At 71.6% G+C, this 16072-nt stretch carries 11 protein-coding genes and 1 pseudogene; 4 read left to right on the forward strand and 8 right to left on the reverse strand.

Annotated features, from left to right (window positions below; genetic code table 11):
- Nucleotides 1–136: 136 nt before the first annotated feature.
- Nucleotides 137–748, forward strand: coding sequence for a YceI family protein (locus OG199_RS14370; RefSeq protein ID WP_356801819.1), 612 nt, complete (start codon nucleotides 137–139; stop codon nucleotides 746–748).
- 194 nt (nucleotides 749–942) lie between these two features.
- Nucleotides 943–1440, forward strand: a complete 498-nt coding sequence (locus tag OG199_RS14375) for an N-acetyltransferase (RefSeq protein WP_356801820.1) — start codon at nucleotides 943–945, stop codon at nucleotides 1438–1440.
- An 80-nt stretch (nucleotides 1441–1520) separates the two neighbouring features.
- Here OG199_RS14375 and OG199_RS14380 read toward each other — a convergent pair whose 3' ends face one another.
- On the reverse strand, nucleotides 1521–2645 hold the full coding sequence (locus OG199_RS14380; RefSeq protein WP_405829771.1) for an FUSC family protein: 1125 nt from the start codon (nucleotides 2643–2645) through the stop codon (nucleotides 1521–1523).
- Between the two features lie 61 nt (nucleotides 2646–2706).
- Here OG199_RS14380 and OG199_RS14385 point away from each other — a divergent pair.
- Nucleotides 2707–2955: pseudogene (locus tag OG199_RS14385) on the forward strand (MarR family winged helix-turn-helix transcriptional regulator); the annotation flags it as partial.
- Nucleotides 2956–3134: 179 nt separating this feature from the next.
- On the opposite strand, the gene OG199_RS14390 reads toward OG199_RS14385, so the two are convergent.
- Together OG199_RS14390 and OG199_RS14395 are read right to left on the reverse strand one after the other, a co-directional pair.
- Entirely contained in the window at nucleotides 3135–4487 is a 1353-nt protein-coding gene (locus OG199_RS14390; RefSeq protein WP_405829772.1) for a hypothetical protein, read from the reverse strand.
- A gap of 145 nt (nucleotides 4488–4632) precedes the next feature.
- Complete coding sequence (locus OG199_RS14395) at nucleotides 4633–7653, reverse strand: glycoside hydrolase family 3 protein (RefSeq protein WP_405829774.1); 3021 nt, start codon at nucleotides 7651–7653, stop codon at nucleotides 4633–4635.
- Between the two features lie 238 nt (nucleotides 7654–7891).
- Between OG199_RS14395 and OG199_RS14400 the strand changes: the two genes are divergently transcribed.
- Nucleotides 7892–9757, forward strand: a complete 1866-nt coding sequence (locus OG199_RS14400; protein WP_405829776.1) for a ricin-type beta-trefoil lectin domain protein — start codon at nucleotides 7892–7894, stop codon at nucleotides 9755–9757.
- Between the two features lie 72 nt (nucleotides 9758–9829).
- Here the strand turns inward: OG199_RS14400 and cimA are convergent, their stop codons facing one another.
- The 5 genes from cimA to ureA all read right to left on the reverse strand — a co-directional run bounded on the left by cimA (nucleotide 9830) and on the right by ureA (nucleotide 16055).
- A complete protein-coding gene (gene cimA, locus OG199_RS14405) occupies nucleotides 9830–11434 on the reverse strand; it encodes a citramalate synthase (protein WP_266701575.1) in 1605 nt (534 codons plus the stop codon).
- A 440-nt stretch (nucleotides 11435–11874) separates the two neighbouring features.
- Complete coding sequence (locus tag OG199_RS14410) at nucleotides 11875–12411, reverse strand: TetR/AcrR family transcriptional regulator (RefSeq protein ID WP_401800097.1); 537 nt, start codon at nucleotides 12409–12411, stop codon at nucleotides 11875–11877.
- 223 nt (nucleotides 12412–12634) lie between these two features.
- A complete protein-coding gene (locus tag OG199_RS14415) occupies nucleotides 12635–13672 on the reverse strand; it encodes an agmatine/peptidylarginine deiminase (protein WP_405829778.1) in 1038 nt (345 codons plus the stop codon).
- A gap of 11 nt (nucleotides 13673–13683) precedes the next feature.
- Nucleotides 13684–15354 carry an urease subunit alpha gene (locus OG199_RS14420; protein ID WP_405829780.1) on the reverse strand — a complete coding sequence of 557 codons (1671 nt, stop codon included), beginning with the start codon at nucleotides 15352–15354 and terminating at the stop codon, nucleotides 13684–13686.
- Nucleotides 15351–16055 (reverse strand): urease subunit gamma, encoded by a 705-nt coding sequence (ureA, locus tag OG199_RS14425; protein ID WP_405829782.1) that lies wholly within the window; start codon nucleotides 16053–16055, stop codon nucleotides 15351–15353. Before ureA ends, OG199_RS14420 begins: the two co-directional genes overlap by 4 nt.
- Nucleotides 16056–16072: the final 17 nt, after the last annotated feature.

Genomic DNA, 16072 nt, shown 5'->3' on the forward strand with positions numbered 1-16072 from the left:
ACACACAGCGGATGATGTTGAAACTTGAATGGAATAGGTCTACCGTCACTCCTGTTCACCTCGTTGAATGTTTAACAAAATCATCCTCGCGGTTCCGATTCCTCGACCCGCGACCCCGTCCCCCTAGGAGCACGTCATGGGCATCTTCGGCCGCAAGACCACCGACACCCCCGCCGCCGGCGCGGCAGCCGCCGCCGTGAACCCCGACCTCGCGGCGCTCACCGGCGAGTACACGATCGACCCGGCGCACTCGACGATCGGCTTCGTCGCCCGTCACGCCATGGTCACGAACGTCAAGGGCTCCTTCAACGACTTCGAGGGCACGCTGCACCTGGACGGCGCCGACCCGTCCCGGTCCACCGCCACGATCGACGTCAAGATGGACAGCATCGAGACCGGCTCCGCCGACCGCGACACCCACCTCAAGAGCTCGGACTTCTTCAAGACCGACGAGTTCCCGGCGATGACCTTCCGCTCCACCAAGGCCGAGGCCCTCGGCGGAGACGACTACCGGATCACCGGTGAGCTGTCGATCCTCGGCACCACCAAGCCGCTCGCCATCGACCTGGAGTTCAACGGCTCGGCGAAGGACCCGTTCGGCAACGAGCGCGTCGGCTTCGAGGGCAAGGCGGAGATCCTGCGCTCCGAGTGGGGCCTCACCTGGAACGCGGCCCTGGAGACCGGTGGCGTCCTCGTCTCCGACAAGATCAAGCTGAACTTCGACATTTCGGCGATCAAGAACGCCTGACCTGCCGCCGCACGGCATCCTGAGCGCGCCCGTCCTCTACTCCCCCCGGTACCGGGAGGGCGGGCGCTCCGGCACGTCGGCGCACACGAGCCCGCCCACGAGCCCGCCCACGTGCCGGTGCCGGTCCACGACGCCGTCCGCCGACGCCCGATATCCCGGTGCGGTGACCGTCGTCCGGCCGCTAGCCTCCGGCCATGACCTGGTTGCCTGCCGACTTCGCGCACCCGCTTCGTGTCGAACTGCCCGGTGGCCATCACCTCAGGCCCATCACGGGTGCCGACGCGGCCATGGACTATCCGGTGGTCATGGGCTCGCGCGAGCGGCTCTGGTCCCAGTTCGGGGAGGCCTGGGGGTGGCCCGCCGAGACCATGACGTACGAGGCGAACCAGAAGGACCTGGAGCGGCACGAGGCCGAGATCGCCGCTCACGAGTCGTTCAACTACGTCCTGCTCGACGAGACCGGGACCGTCGAGTCCGGGTGTGTGTACATCGACCCGCCGGAGAAGGCGGGGGCCGACGCCGAGATCTCCTGGTGGGTGACGGACGACCGGGCCGGCACCGATCTGGAGCGTGAGCTGGACTCGCTGGTGCCCCGGTGGATCGCCGCGGACTGGCCCTTCGCACGGCCGCGGTTCATCGGCCGCGACCTCTCGTGGCGCGCGTGGCTCGCCCTGCCCGACGCACGCGCCTGACGCCGACACCGACACCCGCCGACACCCGACGAGAACTCTCCGAGCCCTGACCGCGTCCGAGCCTCCCGGCGCCACAGGCGTCAGCCGTCCGTCGCGGTCGAGGGACGGGGTCCGGGCTCCCTCGGTGAACGGGACCCGGGGGACGCGGGGAGCGGACGGCGCCGGCGCGGGACCGGCAGGACCCACCACGCCGACGCGACCGTCAGGGCGGCGCCGACGGCGATCGCTCCGAGGCGGGTGAGCAGCAGGCTCTGGGCGTCCTGGCCGAAGTAGCCAAGAAGCAGGGAGAGCGCGGTGGTCATGCCGGCGGCCCAGAACGCGTAGTTCAGCGGGCGCAGCCACAGGGCCACGGCCAGGACGGCGAAGATCAGGACGACGGCGGTCCGGCCACCGATGCCGGCGGCGGCCACGGCGGTGGCGAGCAGCGTGCCGGCGCAGGCACCGACCAGCCGTTCGGCTCCTTTGCGTACGACGTCGTTCCGGCCCCGGTTGCCGCTCGCGGCGACGTACGCGGTCAGCACCATCCAGGGCCAGTGCTGGTCGAAGAGGAGCCGTCCGAGGACGAAGGCCGCGGCGACGGCGGCGGCCATCTGCACCGCCATACGGGTGCTCGGCCGGGGGCGCAGCCGCGAGGGTCGCCGTGCTGGGACGGCTTCGGGGCCGGGCGGCCGCGCCCCGAAGCGGTCGCCGACCGCCTGGACCAGCCAGACACAACCGCACGCCAGCAGGCCGGTCACCGCCGACCAGCCCCAGCTCACCAACGCGCTCTCGGCCCGGGGCGGCAGCGCCGGGCCGGGCACGACGAGCAGGGCGATCAGTGGCAGCGTCATCAGGGTGCCCGCCCCGGCCGCGGCGGGGCCGAAGCGGCGGATCCAGATGGGCAGGGAGATGCAGACGGTGAACACCGCTGCGCCGAGCGCGTAGTGGTACGCCAGCAGTCGGCCGAGCAGGGTCGCGGCGCCGGCCACGGCGGGGAGCAGGACACAGGCCGTGAGCCGTCGGCGGAGGTCCGCGGTCCGCTGGGTGCGGGCCAGGGTGAGTGTCAGCGCGACCGCGAGGACGAGGACGTCGGTGTGGAGTCCGGCTGCCGTCTCCAGCCAGAGGGCCAAGGAGTAACAGAGCAGCACGGCCGTCATGGTCAGCGCCGCTTCGTCAGCATGTCCGCGCAGACTTTCGTAAGCGTTGCGTAGGGATGCGGCGATCACCCCGCCGAGTTTATGCGGGTTCTGGAGCCCGGAACAGTACGCGTCTCCTTACCATGTCTCCATGGATCACCTTTTCCGTGCCGCCCAGATCCGGCGTGGCGTCGTCCGTCTCAACCGCCGGTTGCGGCAGGAACGGGGCGAGGGCGGCCTCAGCTCCGGCCGACTGGGAGTACTGGGGCATCTGTACCGGCACGGTTCGGCGACGCCCGGGGAGATCGCGGCGGCCGAACGGCAACGGCCCCAGTCCCTGACGCGTGTCTTCGCCGAGCTGGAGGCGGCCGGGCTGATCGTCCGGCAGGCCGGCGGCACGGACCGGCGCCGGTCCGTGCTGACGCTCACCGCGGAGGGGCTGCGCGCGCTGGAGCGGGACATGGCCGGGCGGGACGTGTGGCTGGCGGAGGCGCTCGGGACGCTCAGCGAGACCGAGTACGAGGTGCTGCGTCTGGCGGGGGCGCTGATGGAGCGGCTCGCCGATACCGACGCCGGGTCTCAGAAGCCGCCTCCGAAGTCTCCGCCGCCGCCGAAGTCGCCGCCCCCGCCGTCCCCGCCGTCCCCGAATCCGCCGCCGAAGTCGCCGGGGTCGAAGGAGGCACCCGAGACGTCGCCGCCGTCGTAGCCGCCGAAGTCCCCGTAACCGGTGCCGTAGTCGGCCGCGTAGGAGGGGGTGGCCATCGCGCCGCCGAGCAGGGTGCCGACGAGGAGACCGGGCAGGAGGCCGCCGCCGAAGTAGCCGCCCGCCCAGGGGCCGTAGGCCGGGCCCGCGTCCCAGTACGGACGGCGGCCCTGGTCGGTGTCGACCTCGCGGACCGCCGGGTCCTCGCCGTCGGCCAGCCGGGCCTTGTCCGCCGCGCAGACGGGGACGTCGCGGGCCGCGCCGCCCGCAGGGGTCCAGGTCGCGTCGGCGACCGAGGGGCCGTGCCGCGGGTCGAAGAAGCAGGGCGCGCGGCGCTCCGGCAGCGGGCGCCCCTCCCGGCGGGCGGCCAGCAGCGCGAGGGAGAAGCGGCCGTCCTCCAGCGCCTCGGTGACGGCGCGTACGTCCTCCGGGCGCCGCGCGGCCGCCATGGACGACTTCGCCTGTTCATACGCGTCGAGCGCGCGTTCGTAGTCGCCGCGCATCGCGTCGTCCGCCCCGACCTCCGCGGGGTGGAAGTCGAGCCGGTCGAGTTCCTCGCCGAAGGCGGTGATGTCCTCGTCGACGACGACGCGGAGCTTCTCCAGCGCGGCCCGCTGCTCCTGCGACCTGCGGCGCCGGTTGCGGCGTACGACCGTGAACGCGCCCGCGGCGCCGGCCACGACCACCGCGCCGACGGCGATCAGCGCGGTCGTGGAGACTCCGCCGTCCGCGTGGGACCCCCAGCTGTCCGGGGCCGAGCCCTTGACGCTGTCGAGCGCGCGGTCCGTGAAGTCGTTCAGCTGGGTTCTGGCGGGTTCCCCCTGGACGCTGGTCACCAGGTTCTGCACGCCGTTACGGGCCAGCACGGCGGAGTCCGCGCGGGCGTCGAAGCGGGTGCCGAGTCTGATGGCGTACAGGCCGGTGACGCCGGTGTCCGTGCGGAGGTTCTGGAAGAGGTTCTGGGTGGGGAAGCCGTCGGGGAGGACCGCCACGAAGACGGGCTTGTCCGCCTTCTTGATCTTCGCGGCGAGAGCCCGGGCGTCCGCCGTGGACAACTGGGCGGAGGCCGCGGGGTCGACGTAGACCGGGCTCCTGCGCAGGGCCGCCGCCACCGTTCCGACGTCGGTGGCCGCGTGCGCGGGGGACGCGCCGGGAGCGAGGGCCGCGAAGGCGGCGAGGATCAGCGCGATCAGCAGTCCGGGGAGCCCCCGGATCAGTGCGGCCTTCATGTCTCCGAAGCTACCCGAAACCTGCTCGAACGTGTGCTGAACGGTACATCGGGAGCGGGTGGGACGGAGGTGGCGAGGGGTCACCCCCGCCCCACCGGCCCACCCGCTCCCACCCGCCCCGTGCTCGCGGGCTACGCGCTGGACGTCACGCGGCGCGGTACGCCTCCGTCAGCTTGCTCACCGCCTCGGCGTAGTGACCCGTCAGGAGGAGGTGGTCGGCGTCGGCGAAGGGCTTGCTGGTGGCCGGCGTCAGGGTCGAGGAGAGCTTCTGCTGGACCAGCAGGCGGGCCTTGGAGACGGCGGCCCGGCCGAGCGCGTCGGCGCCGGCCCGGTCCGCGCCCGCGGCCACCAGGGCGAGGGCCCTGAGGGTCGCGGAGCCGCCCTCGGGGACCTTGGTGAGCGTGGTCAGCCCCCAGCCGTACGGGAACTGGGGATCGTAGGCCGTGTCACCGACGTTGATCGGCAGCTGGGCCTCCGACTTCGGCCAGGTGACGGGGAGCTGTCCGGTGAAGGGCCGCTTGCCGTAGAGGACGTCCGCGACACCGTCGCCCTCGGTACCCGGCAGCCAGGAGGCGACGAGCGCGTCGATGTCACCGAGGCGGTCGCCGATGAGCTGCGGGCGGCCGGAGACGATCAGGACCGCGCACTTCATGGCGGCGCACACCTTGTCCACGGCGGCCTTGTCGGCGGCGGTCAGCTCCAGGTCGTTGCCGTTGCCGACATCGCCGACTCCCTCCGCGTACGGGGTCTCGCCGACGACGACCACGCCCACGTCGTAACCGCTGGTGGGCGCGGAGGCGTCCTTCGAGTAGGTGACGTCACCGCCCGCGCGCTTCATCCCGTCCAGGATCGTGGTGCCGTCCGTGATCTTTCCTGAGGAGCCCTGCCAGGTGATGGTCCAGCCGCCGGTCTGGTTGCCGAGGTCGTCGGCGTTCGAACCGGCGACGTAGACCTTCTGGGACTTCTTCAGGGGCAGGACGCCCGCCGAGTTCTTCAGCAGGACCTGCGACTCGGCCGCCGCCTCGCGGGCCACCGCCCGGTGCGCGGGCGAACCGATCCGCGACGCGCCGCTGGTGTCGGCGTACGGCTTCTCGAAGAGGCCGAGCTTGAACTTCTGCGTCAGGATGCGCGACACGGCGTCGTCGATCCGCTTCGCGCTGACCCGGCCGGCGTTCGCCTCGTCGATGAGCGTCGTACGGAAGTCCTTGTACGAGTACGGCACCATCATCATGTCGACGCCCGCGTTGACCGAGGTGCGGACGTGGGAGGCGTAGTCGCCGGGGAGCTGGTCGATGGCGTTCCAGTCACTGATCACGAAGCCGTCGAAGCCCATCCGGCCCTTGAGCACGCCGTTGATCATGTCCGCGCGGGCGTGCATCTTCACCGGGCCCTGGCCGTCGCCGAGGATGTCGAGCGAGGAGTACGAGGGCATGACCGAGCCGATGCCGCGGTCGACCGCCGTCTGGTACGGGGCCAGGTGCACGGCTTCCAGCTGCTGCCGGGTGACCTTCGTGACGCCCTGGTCGATGGTGTAGGAGCCGGTCGTGGAGGAGCCGTACTCCGTGCCGCCGTCGCCCACGAAGTGCTTCGCGGTCGCCAGCACCTTGTCGTCGTCCTTCAGGTCCTTGCCGTCGCGGGCGCCCTGGAGTCCCTGGATGACCGTCTCCATGGACTTCACGAGGGCCGGGTCCTCACCGAAGGACTCGTACGAACGGCCCCACCGTTCGTCGCGGGTCACGCACAGGCAGGGGGCGAAGTCCCACGGGATGCCGGTGGCGCGGACCTCGGCGGCCGTCACGGCGCCCGCCTTCTCCGCCAGACCCGGGTCACGGGTCGCGCCGATGCCAATGTTGTGCGGCATGATCGTCGCGCCGGTGAGGTTGTTGTGGCCGTGCACCGCGTCCACGCCGTAGATCAGCGGGATCTGGAACCGCGTGGCCTGCGCCCGGAGCTGGTAGCCGTCGATCATCTTCGCCCAGGCCGCGGGGGTGTTGGGCGTCGGCGTGGAACCGCCGCCGGAGAGCAGCGACCCGAGGTCGTACGAGGCGATGTCGCCGCCCGCGCCGATCGCGCCGCGTTCGGCCTGGGTCATCTGCCCGGCCTTCTCCTCCAGGGACATCCGGGAGACCAGGTCGGCGACCCGCTTGCGCACCGGCAGCTTCGGGTCCAGGTACGGCAGCCCGTGGGCGTCGATGACCACCTGCGGGGTCTCGGCGGGAGCCTTCGCGCCGGTGACCGTCAGCTTGAGAGGGATCGTCTCCGCGGCTTCGGCCGACTTGTCCTTCAGGGTGGACACCCGGATCGTGCGGGAGGTTCCGGAGGCCGTGCCCGCCGGGAAGGTGATCTCGCCCTTGACCGGGGTGTAGTCCTTGCCGGACTCGGCGGTGCCGCCCGCGCTCTCGTAGGCGACCGTCACGGGTTCGTCGATCGGGGCGGATCCGGTGGTGGCCACGGAGAGCCGCACCGTCGCCGTCCCGCCCTCCTTCACCGGATGGACGGCCGAGTCGGCGCTCACGGAGGCCCGCAGGGACTGGTCCCCCTTGCCGTACAGCTCGACGTCGTCCATGGCGAACCGGCCCTTCACGCCGACCGGGAGCGTGACGGCGTACCCCCACATCTGAGTGAGGCCGAGGACCTGGTCGATGCCGCCGACGGGCTGGTAGTCCGTGCGGTAGACGAAGTCGGTGAAGGGGATCTCGATCTGCTTCCAGCCGGTGAAGTCGTCCGTGAAGGACGTCGTCCACAGCTCGGAGGCCTCGCCGTTGGCGCCGCCGTCCTTGATCTCGAAGCTGACCTTCTTGGCGTTGTTCTGACCGTCCCACCAGAAGCGGATGCCCTTGTGGGCGGACCAGTCGTGGGCCGGCTGGTCGAAGGCGAAGTCATGGGTGAAGCCGCCGTAGCCGCTGATGTCGTAGTCGCCGCTGAGGACCTTGCCGCCTTCGGGGGCGTCGGACCGTGCGGTCAGGGCGAGCGCGGGCGGGTCGTCGGCGTCGCCGCCCCAGGTGAAGACCCCTTCGGCGGGCGGGTTCGCGAAGGGCACTTCCCCCTCGAAGCGGTCGACCGGGACGGGCGCGGGGTCGTCGGCCGCGGCGACCGTGCCGGCCGCGGCCAGGGGCAGCAGCCCGACGAGCAGGGCGGCGGAGGCGAGCAGGGCGGTTCTTCGCATGTACCTTCCCTCGGCTCTCTTAGTTCACTTACGACTTAGATCACGGCGTGAGTTAACTGACGCCACGGGGGGCCGTCAAGGCTTCACGCCAGAACCGGTACAGACTCAACCCCCGGCCGGATCAGGGCTGTTGTTCCTTCAAAGTGTGAACGCGCACCCCCTTGACGCGCCCGGGAAGCCGTCATTTACTCACGCCTCGCACGCCTCCCCACCCCCACCTCCAGAAGGGCGGCGCCCCATGAGGGGATCCACTCGAGCGGTCCGGCTGCTTCTCGCCGGGCTGCTCACCACGGCCGGGTTCACCGCGGCCGCGCCCGCGCACGCCGCGGGCGAACAGGTCACCGCCTGGCTGACCACGACCGACGACGACGGCGGCCGTCATGTCGTACGCGGGCTCCAGGCCCAGGCGCCGTTCGCCTTCCAGTCCGGCACGGGCGGAAGCGGCGAGAACATCACCGTCGACGAGAACACCCGCTACCAGACCTTCACCGGCGGCGGAGCCTCCTTCACCGACACCGCCGCCTGGCTGATGAACAGCAGCGGCGCGCTCTCGCAGTCCACGCGGGACGCCACGATGCGCAAGCTGTTCTCGCCGACGGACGGCATCGGACTGTCGTTCCTGCGCAACCCGATGGGCGCGTCGGATCTCGCGCGGTACGGCTACACCTACGACGACGTGCCGGCCGGGCAGAGCGACCCGAATCTGGCGCAGTTCTCGATCGCGCACGATCTGGCCGACGTGGTACCGCTGACGAAGCAGGCGCTCCAGCTGAATCCGTCGCTGACGGTGATGGCCTCGCCGTGGACGGCTCCGGCCTGGATGAAGGACAGCGGGCAGCTCAACGGCGGCTGGCTGAAGTCGGAGGACTACGGGGCGTACGCCTCGTACTTCGTGAAGTACCTCCAGGCCTACCGGGACCAGGGTGTGCCGGTCTCGTACGTCACCGCGCAGAACGAGCCGACGTGCTGCTCGGGGTACCCCTCGATGAGCTGGAACGGCTCCGGGCTCGCCTACTTCACCAAGAGCGAGCTGCTGCCGAAGCTGCAGGCGGCGGGCCTGTCCACGAAGGTCCTCGCCCACGACTGGAACTGGGACGTGTACGACTCGTACGCCGCCCAGACCGTCGACGACGCGGCGGTGCGCTCCCACCCGAACTTCGGCGGGATCGCCTGGCACGGGTACGGCGGGGACATCAACAAGCAGACGAGTGTGCACAACCAGTACCCGGGCCTGGACGCCTTCGGGACCGAGCACTCCGGCGGCACCTGGATCGCCAACCAGCAGCGCGAGGACATGCTCAACATCGTCGACTACACGCGCAACTGGGCGAAGTCGGTGACGAAGTGGTCGCTGGCCGTGGACCAGAACCGGGGCCCGCACAACGGCGGTTGCGGGACGTGCAGCGGACTGATCACCGTGCACAACGGCGACGGGGCGAGCGGGAGCGTCGACTACACGGTCGAGTACTACACGATGGGCCACCTGACGAAGTTCGTCCGGCCCGGTGCCCAGCGGATCGCGTCGACGGCGTCCACGTCGGTGCCGAACGTGGCGTGGCGCAACCCCGACGGGTCGAAGGCGCTGATCGCGTACAACGACGCGTCCGCCGCGAAGACGATCACTGTCAACTGGGGCTCGCAGCACGCCACTTACTCATTGCCGGGCAAGACCTCGGCCACCTTCACCTGGTCCGGCACGCAGTCGGGCGGGGGCGGCGGCCAGTCGGGCTCCTTCGTCGGGCTCGCGGGCAAGTGCCTGGACGTGGCGGGTGGTTCGAGCGCCAACGGCGCGGCGGTGCAGCTCTACGACTGCAACGGCAGCGCGGCCCAGAAGTGGGCGGTGCAGGCGGACGGCTCGGTGCAGACGCTCGGCAAGTGCCTGGACGTGACCTCGGCCTCGACGGCGAACGGCGCCAAGGTCCAGCTGTACGACTGCAACGGGAGCGGTGCCCAGCGGTGGTCGTACAACGCCACGACGGGTGACGTGGTCAACACCGCGGCGAACAAGTGCCTCGACGTGACCGACAACTCCTCGGCGAACGGGGCGCGGGCGCAGATCTGGACGTGCACGGGTGCCGCCAACCAGAAGTGGCACCTGCAGTAGGCCGCGGAGTCCCGGCACGGTCCCCGGCGAGGTCTTCACGCCTCGCCGGGGACCCGTGCCGGGCGGTGCGGGCTACGCGGCCGGTTCCACTCCCGCCCGCAGCAGCCCGTACGTGCACGCGTCCTCCAGTGCCTGCCAGGACGCGGCGATGACGTTCTCGCCGACGCCGACCGTGGACCACTCGCCCGCGCCGTCGGAGGTGGAGATGAGCACGCGGGTCGTGGAGGACGTACCGTGCTTGCCCTCCAGGATGCGCACCTTGTAGTCGACGAGTTCCAGCGTCGCCAGCTGGGGGTAGATCTTCTCGAGCGCCACCCGCAGCGCGCGGTCGAGGGCGTTGACGGGACCGTTGCCCTCGGCGGTGGCGACGATGCGCTCGCCCTTGGCGAAGAGCTTGACCGTGGCCTCGTTGGCGTGGGTGCCGTCGGGGCGGTCCTCGACGATGGCCCGCCAGGACTCGACCTCGAAGTACTTGCGGGCCTTGCCCTCGGCCTCCGCGCGCAGCAGGAGCTCGAAGGACGCGTCGGCGGCCTCGTACGTGTAGCCCCTGAGCTCGCGTTCCTTGACCCGTTCGACCACCCGGCCCACCAGTTCGCGGTCGCCGCCGAGGTCGATGCCGAGTTCCTTGCCCTTGAGCTCGATCGACGCGCGGCCCGCCATGTCGGAGACCAGCATCCGCATGGTGTTGCCGACCTGCTCGGGGTCGATGTGCTGGTAGAGGTCCGGGTCGACCTTGATCGCGGAAGCGTGCAGACCGGCCTTGTGCGCGAACGCGGAAACACCCACATAGGGCTGGTGCGTCGAAGGCGTCAGGTTGACCACCTCCGCGATCGCGTGCGAGATCCTCGTCATCTCCCGCAGCGCGCCCTCGGGCAGCACCTGCTTGCCGTACTTCAGCTCCAGGGCCGCCACCACCGGGAACAGGTTCGAGTTGCCGACCCGCTCGCCGTAGCCGTTCGCCGTGCACTGCACGTGCGTCGCGCCCGCGTCGACGGCGGCCAGCGTGTTGGCGACCGCGCAGCCCGTGTCGTCCTGGGCGTGCATGCCGAGCCGGGCCCCGGTGTCGGCGAGGACGGTGGCCACGACCGCCTGGACCTGGGCCGGGAGCATGCCGCCGTTGGTGTCGCAGAGTACGACCACGTCGGCGCCCGCCTCGGAGGCGGCCCGGACGACCGCCTTCGCGTACGCGGGGTTCGCGCGGTAGCCGTCGAAGAAGTGCTCGCAGTCGACGAAGACCCGCCGGCCCTGCGAGCGGAGGTAGGAGACGGTGTCGCGGACCATCTCCAGGTTCTCGTCCAGGGTCGTGCGCAGCGCGAGCTCGACATGGCGGTCGTGGGACTTGGCCACCAGCGTGATCACCGGGGCACCGGAGTCCAGCAGCGCCTTGACCTGCTGGTCCTCGCTCGCCTTCGCTCCCGCCCGGCGGGTGGCGCCGAAGGCCACGAGCTGCGCGTGCTTGAAGTCGATCTCCTGCCGGGCGCGGGCGAAGAACTCGGTGTCACGCGGGTTGGCGCCGGGCCAGCCGCCCTCGATGAAGCCCACCCCGAAGTCGTCCAGGTGCCGTGCGATGGCCAGCTTGTCCGCCACGGTGAGGTTGATGCCCTCACGCTGCGCGCCGTCGCGCAGGGTCGTGTCGAAGACGTGGAACGAATCGTCGAGCTCGCTGGTTTCGGTCATGGTGTCTGGCTCCTGTGTTGGATCTCGGTCTGTACCGGAATGACCGGCTCCACCGTCCCCCAATGATCCCTCGCGCTCCCTTCCCGGCTTGTGGTGGGCCAGGAAAACGAAAAACCTCTCGCGGGTGCGAGAGGTCTGCGCGCGGGTCGAGGACGACGGTGCCCGCCCGTACGTGGTGGTACGTGGCGGTCACTGCGGACCGGCGCGCCTGCTGCCCATAATCATGGCGAACGAGAGCACGGGGGCAGTCTGGCACAGCGCCGCCCCCGGTCCCAGATCGTCTCAGGATGCGGGCGGTTCGTCCGATTCCGGGGGCGGCTTCCGGCCACGGCCGTCCTGGACGGGGCCACGGTGTGCCGCTCACCGGTGCGCGAGTCGGGCCCGCCCAGGGCGTCGCCCTTCCCGGGCTGATCGACGGTCCGCGACCGGGGGCGCCGGGGTCAGCCGAGCGAATCGTCCAGGAACTCCTTGACGTGGCCGAGGGTCCGCTCCCGGTCGGTGCCGCGCAGGCCGATCGCCACGTGGATGGAGAAGCCGTCGAGCAGGGCCCGCAGGCGGGCGGCGAAGCGGTCCGGGTCGACCTGCCGGAACTCGCCGCGCGAGACGCCCTCGGCGATCAGCGCCACCAGGTCCCGGTGCCAGGCCCCCTCGATCGCGACCTGCCGTTCACGGGCGTCCTCGCCGGCGTTCTGCGAGTGGTTCCAGACCTCCAGCCAGAGCGTCCAGTGGGGGTCGCGGTGGCCGTCGGGGACGTACAGGTCGACGTACGCGTCCAGGCGGCCGCGGGCGGTGCCCCGCGCGGCGAGCAGCCGGCCGCGCTCGGCGCCGAGCCGGCCCTCGCTCCACTCCAGTGTCTGCAGCAGCAGTTCGTCCTTGGAGCGGAAGTAGTAGAGGAGGTGGCCGCTGCTCATCCCGACCTCGTGGCCGAGCGCCGCCATGGTGAGCTTCTCCAGGCCGCGCTCGGCGATCATGCCCATCGCCACCCCGAGGACCTCCTCGCGGGGCGGTGCGGTGTTGCGGCGACGGGTCACGGGGCGGCCTCCACGGTCTCCGTACCGACCGGGGCCCGGTCGGCCCCGGTGGTCACCTCGGCCCGGCGGGGGCGGCGCCGGCACACGGCCCAGAGCGGTACGTTCACCTGTACGTTCTACCCGACCCCCGCTCGCGCGGGTCGGCGGACCCCGGACCTCGGACCCGGTCTCAGACCTTCGGCTGCTGCTGCGTGATGCAGTGGATGCCGCCCCCGCCGGCGAAGATCGTACGGGCGTCCACCAGGGTCACCGTCCGCTCGGGGAACAGACCGCGGAAGATCCCGGCCGCGGTCTCGTCGCGCGGGTCGTCGAAGCCGCACAGCACGACACCGCCGTTGCAGAGGTAGTGGTTGATGTAGGAGTAGTCCGCCCAGTGCCCGTCCGCCTCCAGGACGGTCGGGGCCGGGACCTCGACGACCTCCAGGGGGCGCCCGCGCGCGTCGGTCTGCGCCCTCAGCAGCCCGATGACCTCCTTCGTCACCTCGTGGTCGGGGTGCGCGGGATCCGGCTGGTGGTGCGCGACGACGACTCCGGGGCGGGCGAAGGCGGCCACGATGTCGACGTGCCCGAGCGTGCCGAAGCCGTACGGGGGGTAGTCGCCGGTCAGCCCGCGCGGCAGCCAGATCGCCTTGCGGGTGCCGAGGTGGGCGTGGATCTCCGCCTCGACCCGCTCGCGCGTCCAGTCCGGGTTGCGCTCCCGGCCCAGCTGCACGGTCTCGGTGAGCAGAACGGTCCCCTCGCCGTCCACGTGGATCGCGCCGCCCTCGTTGACCAGCCGCGAGGCGTACGTCCGCGCGCCCGCGAGGTCCGAGACATACGCGCCGATCTTGGCGTCGTGCTCCCAGCGCGCCCAGTCCTGGGCGCCCCAGCCGTTGAACGTCCAGTCCACGGCGGCCAGTCCGCCCTTCCCGTCGGTCAGGAAGGTGGGGCCGATGTCACGCATCCAGGCGTCGTCGAGTTCCCGCTCGACGGTGTCGACGCCGGGGCCGAGGAGTTCGGCGGCCTCCCGGGACTGCCCCGGCCCGCACACGACGGTGACCGGTTCGAAGCGGCGGACCGCGCGCGCCACCTCCGCCCAGGCGGCCCGCGCCCGTGCGAGGTCGTCCGGGTCGTCGAAGGTCGGGTTCGGGCCCGGCCACGCCATCCAGGTGCGCTCGTGCGCGTCCCACTCGGCGGGCATCCGGAAACCGTCGGAGGCAGGGGTCATGACGTGCACCATCACAGGAAGTAGAGGCGGTTGAGGGACACGGAGTCGGCGGCCTCGGAGCGCAGCGGCTCACCGTCGAGGGTGACCAGGCCGGTGCGCTGGTCGACGTTGACGGCTCCGGTACGGGAGTTGAGGCGCAGGTCGGCGGGGCCGATCCCGCGCGTACCGCGCACGGCGACCCTGCGCCGGCGCGTCGGCATCCGGTCGTTGCCCTGGTCGAGGGCCGCCTGGGCGACGAAGGCCACCGAGATCTCGGCGGGTGTCGCACCGTGCGCGCCGAACTGCGGGCCCAGGACGAGGGGTTCGCAGGTGTCGGTGGCGGCGTTCGGGTCGCCGACCACGCCGTACGCCGGGAAGCCGGACTTCAGGACCAGTTGCGGCTTGGCGCCGAAGAACTCGGGGCGCCACAGCACGATGTCGGCGAGCTTGCCGACCTCGATGGAGCCGACCTCGTGCGCGAGCCCGTGGGCGATGGCCGGGTTGATGGTGAGCTTTGCCATGTACCGCAGGACGCGTTCGTTGTCGTGGTCCTCCGGGGCGCCGAGCTCGCTCTTCATCTTTCCGGCCATCGCGAAGGTCCGGCGTACGGTCTCGCCCGCGCGGCCCATGCCCTGCGCGTCCGAGGACGTGATGCCGATCGCGCCCAGGTCGTGCAGCACGTCCTCGGCGCCCATGGTCCCGGCGCGGATCCGGTCGCGGGCCATGGCGGCGTCGCCGGGCAGGTCGGTCTTGAGGTCGTGGACGGAGACGATCATGCCGTAGTGCTCGGCGACCGCGTCCCGGCCGAAGGGCAGGGTGGGGTTGGTGGACGAGCCGATGACGTTCGGGACACCCGCCATCTTCAGGACGTTCGGCACATGGCCGCCGCCGCAGCCCTCGATGTGGAAGGCGTGGATGGTCCGGCCGTCCAGCACCCGCAGGGTGTCCTCGACCGAGAGGCATTCGTTCAGTCCGTCGCTGTGCAGGGCCACCTGGACGTCGTGCTCCTCGGCGACGCGCAGTGCGGTGTCCAGGGCGCGGGTGTGGGCGCCCATGTCCTCGTGGACCTTGAAGCCGCTCGCGCCGCCCTCGGCGAGGGCCTCGACCAGGGGCGCGGCGGAGGAGGACGAACCCCGGCCCAGGAAGCCGATGTTGACCGGCCAGGCGTCGAACGCGGCGAAGGCGTGGCGCAGCGCCCAGGGCGAGTTGACGCCGACTCCCCACACCGGCCCGAACTCCTGGCCGATGACGGTGGTGACGCCTGAGGCGAGCGAGGCCTCCATGATGCGCGGCGACAGGAGGTGGACGTGGGTGTCGACGGCTCCGGCGGTGGCGATCAGGCCCTCGCCGGACACGATGGACGTGCCCGTGCCCACCACGACGTCGACCCCGTCCAGGGTGTCGGGGTTCCCGGCCCGGCCGATCGAGCAGATCCGCCCCTCGCGGATGCCGATGGAGACCTTCCGGATCCCCTGCGCCGCGTCGATCACCACCACGTTGCTGATCACCACGTCGCAGGTGTCTCGGACGGCGGCGGCCTTGAGATGCAGTCCGTCGCGGGCTGTCTTGCCGAAGCCGGCGAGGAACTCGTCGCCGTGAAGCTGGGCGTCCGACTCGACGCGGATGGTCAGCCCCGAGTCGCCGAGGCGGACGCGGTCGCCCGCGCGGGGGCCGTGGGTGGCGGCGTACTCGTACGGATTCATCGTTCGTTCCCTTCGGCTTCCCCGGTACCGGCTCCGAGGTATCCGCAGGCGGCCGCCCTGCGCAGGGCTTCCTCCCGGGCTCCGGGCGCGTCCAGCGGGCCGTCCACGAGCCCGGCGAACCCGATCGCGACGCGTGCTCCGCCGATCGGGCGGAGGCCGACCTCGACGCTCTCCCCGGGGCCGAAGCGGACCGACGAACCGGCGGGGACGGCGAGCCGCATCCCGTAGGCCGTCGCCCGCGGGAAGTCGAGCCGCGGGTTGGCCTCGAAGAAGTGGAAGTGCGAGGTGACGGAGACGGGCACGGTGGCGGTGTTGGTGACCGTCAGGCGCACGGCGGCCTCGGGCTCGGCGTGCGCGGGCCCCGGCAGCAGGGCGCCCGGTCCCGCCTCCCTCAGTCCCGGGCCGAGGGGGTCGCTCACCACGGCGAGCCGGGACCCGTCGTCGAAGACGGCCTCGACGTGCACCTCGGTGACGATGTCGGCGACGCCCGGCAGCACGTCGTCCGGGCCGAGCACGGACCGGGCCGCCTCGATGGCCTCCGCGAGCCGGCGCCCGTCCCGGGCCGCCTCGCACACGGTGTCCGCGATGAGCGCGGTCGCCTCGGGGACGTTCAGCCGGAGACCGCGGGCCCGGCGGGCCCGGGCGAGCTCGGCCGCGCCGAAGAGCAGCAGCCGGTCACGTTCCGTGGGGGTCAGTCTCACGACGCGGCACCTCCTTG

This window comes from Streptomyces sp. NBC_01176, from assembly GCF_045039825.1.
GTDB lineage: Bacteria > Actinomycetota > Actinomycetes > Streptomycetales > Streptomycetaceae > Streptomyces.

Bases quoted from the DNA above. Each gene is read 5' to 3' on its own strand.
- OG199_RS14415 (WP_405829778.1), bottom strand. From the start codon at position 13,672: ATGACCCCTGCCTCCGACGGTTTCCGGATGCCCGCCGAGTGGGACGCG.
- OG199_RS14370 (WP_356801819.1), top strand. From the start codon at position 137: ATGGGCATCTTCGGCCGCAAGACCACCGACACCCCCGCCGCCGGCGCG.
- OG199_RS14410 (WP_401800097.1), bottom strand. From the start codon at position 12,411: ATGGGCATGATCGCCGAGCGCGGCCTGGAGAAGCTCACCATGGCGGCG.
- OG199_RS14420 (WP_405829780.1), bottom strand. From the start codon at position 15,354: ATGAATCCGTACGAGTACGCCGCCACCCACGGCCCCCGCGCGGGCGAC.
- cimA (WP_266701575.1), bottom strand. From the start codon at position 11,434: ATGACCGAAACCAGCGAGCTCGACGATTCGTTCCACGTCTTCGACACG.
- OG199_RS14390 (WP_405829772.1), bottom strand. From the start codon at position 4,487: ATGAAGGCCGCACTGATCCGGGGGCTCCCCGGACTGCTGATCGCGCTG.
- OG199_RS14400 (WP_405829776.1), top strand. From the start codon at position 7,892: ATGAGGGGATCCACTCGAGCGGTCCGGCTGCTTCTCGCCGGGCTGCTC.
- OG199_RS14375 (WP_356801820.1), top strand. From the start codon at position 943: ATGACCTGGTTGCCTGCCGACTTCGCGCACCCGCTTCGTGTCGAACTG.
- OG199_RS14395 (WP_405829774.1), bottom strand. From the start codon at position 7,653: ATGCGAAGAACCGCCCTGCTCGCCTCCGCCGCCCTGCTCGTCGGGCTG.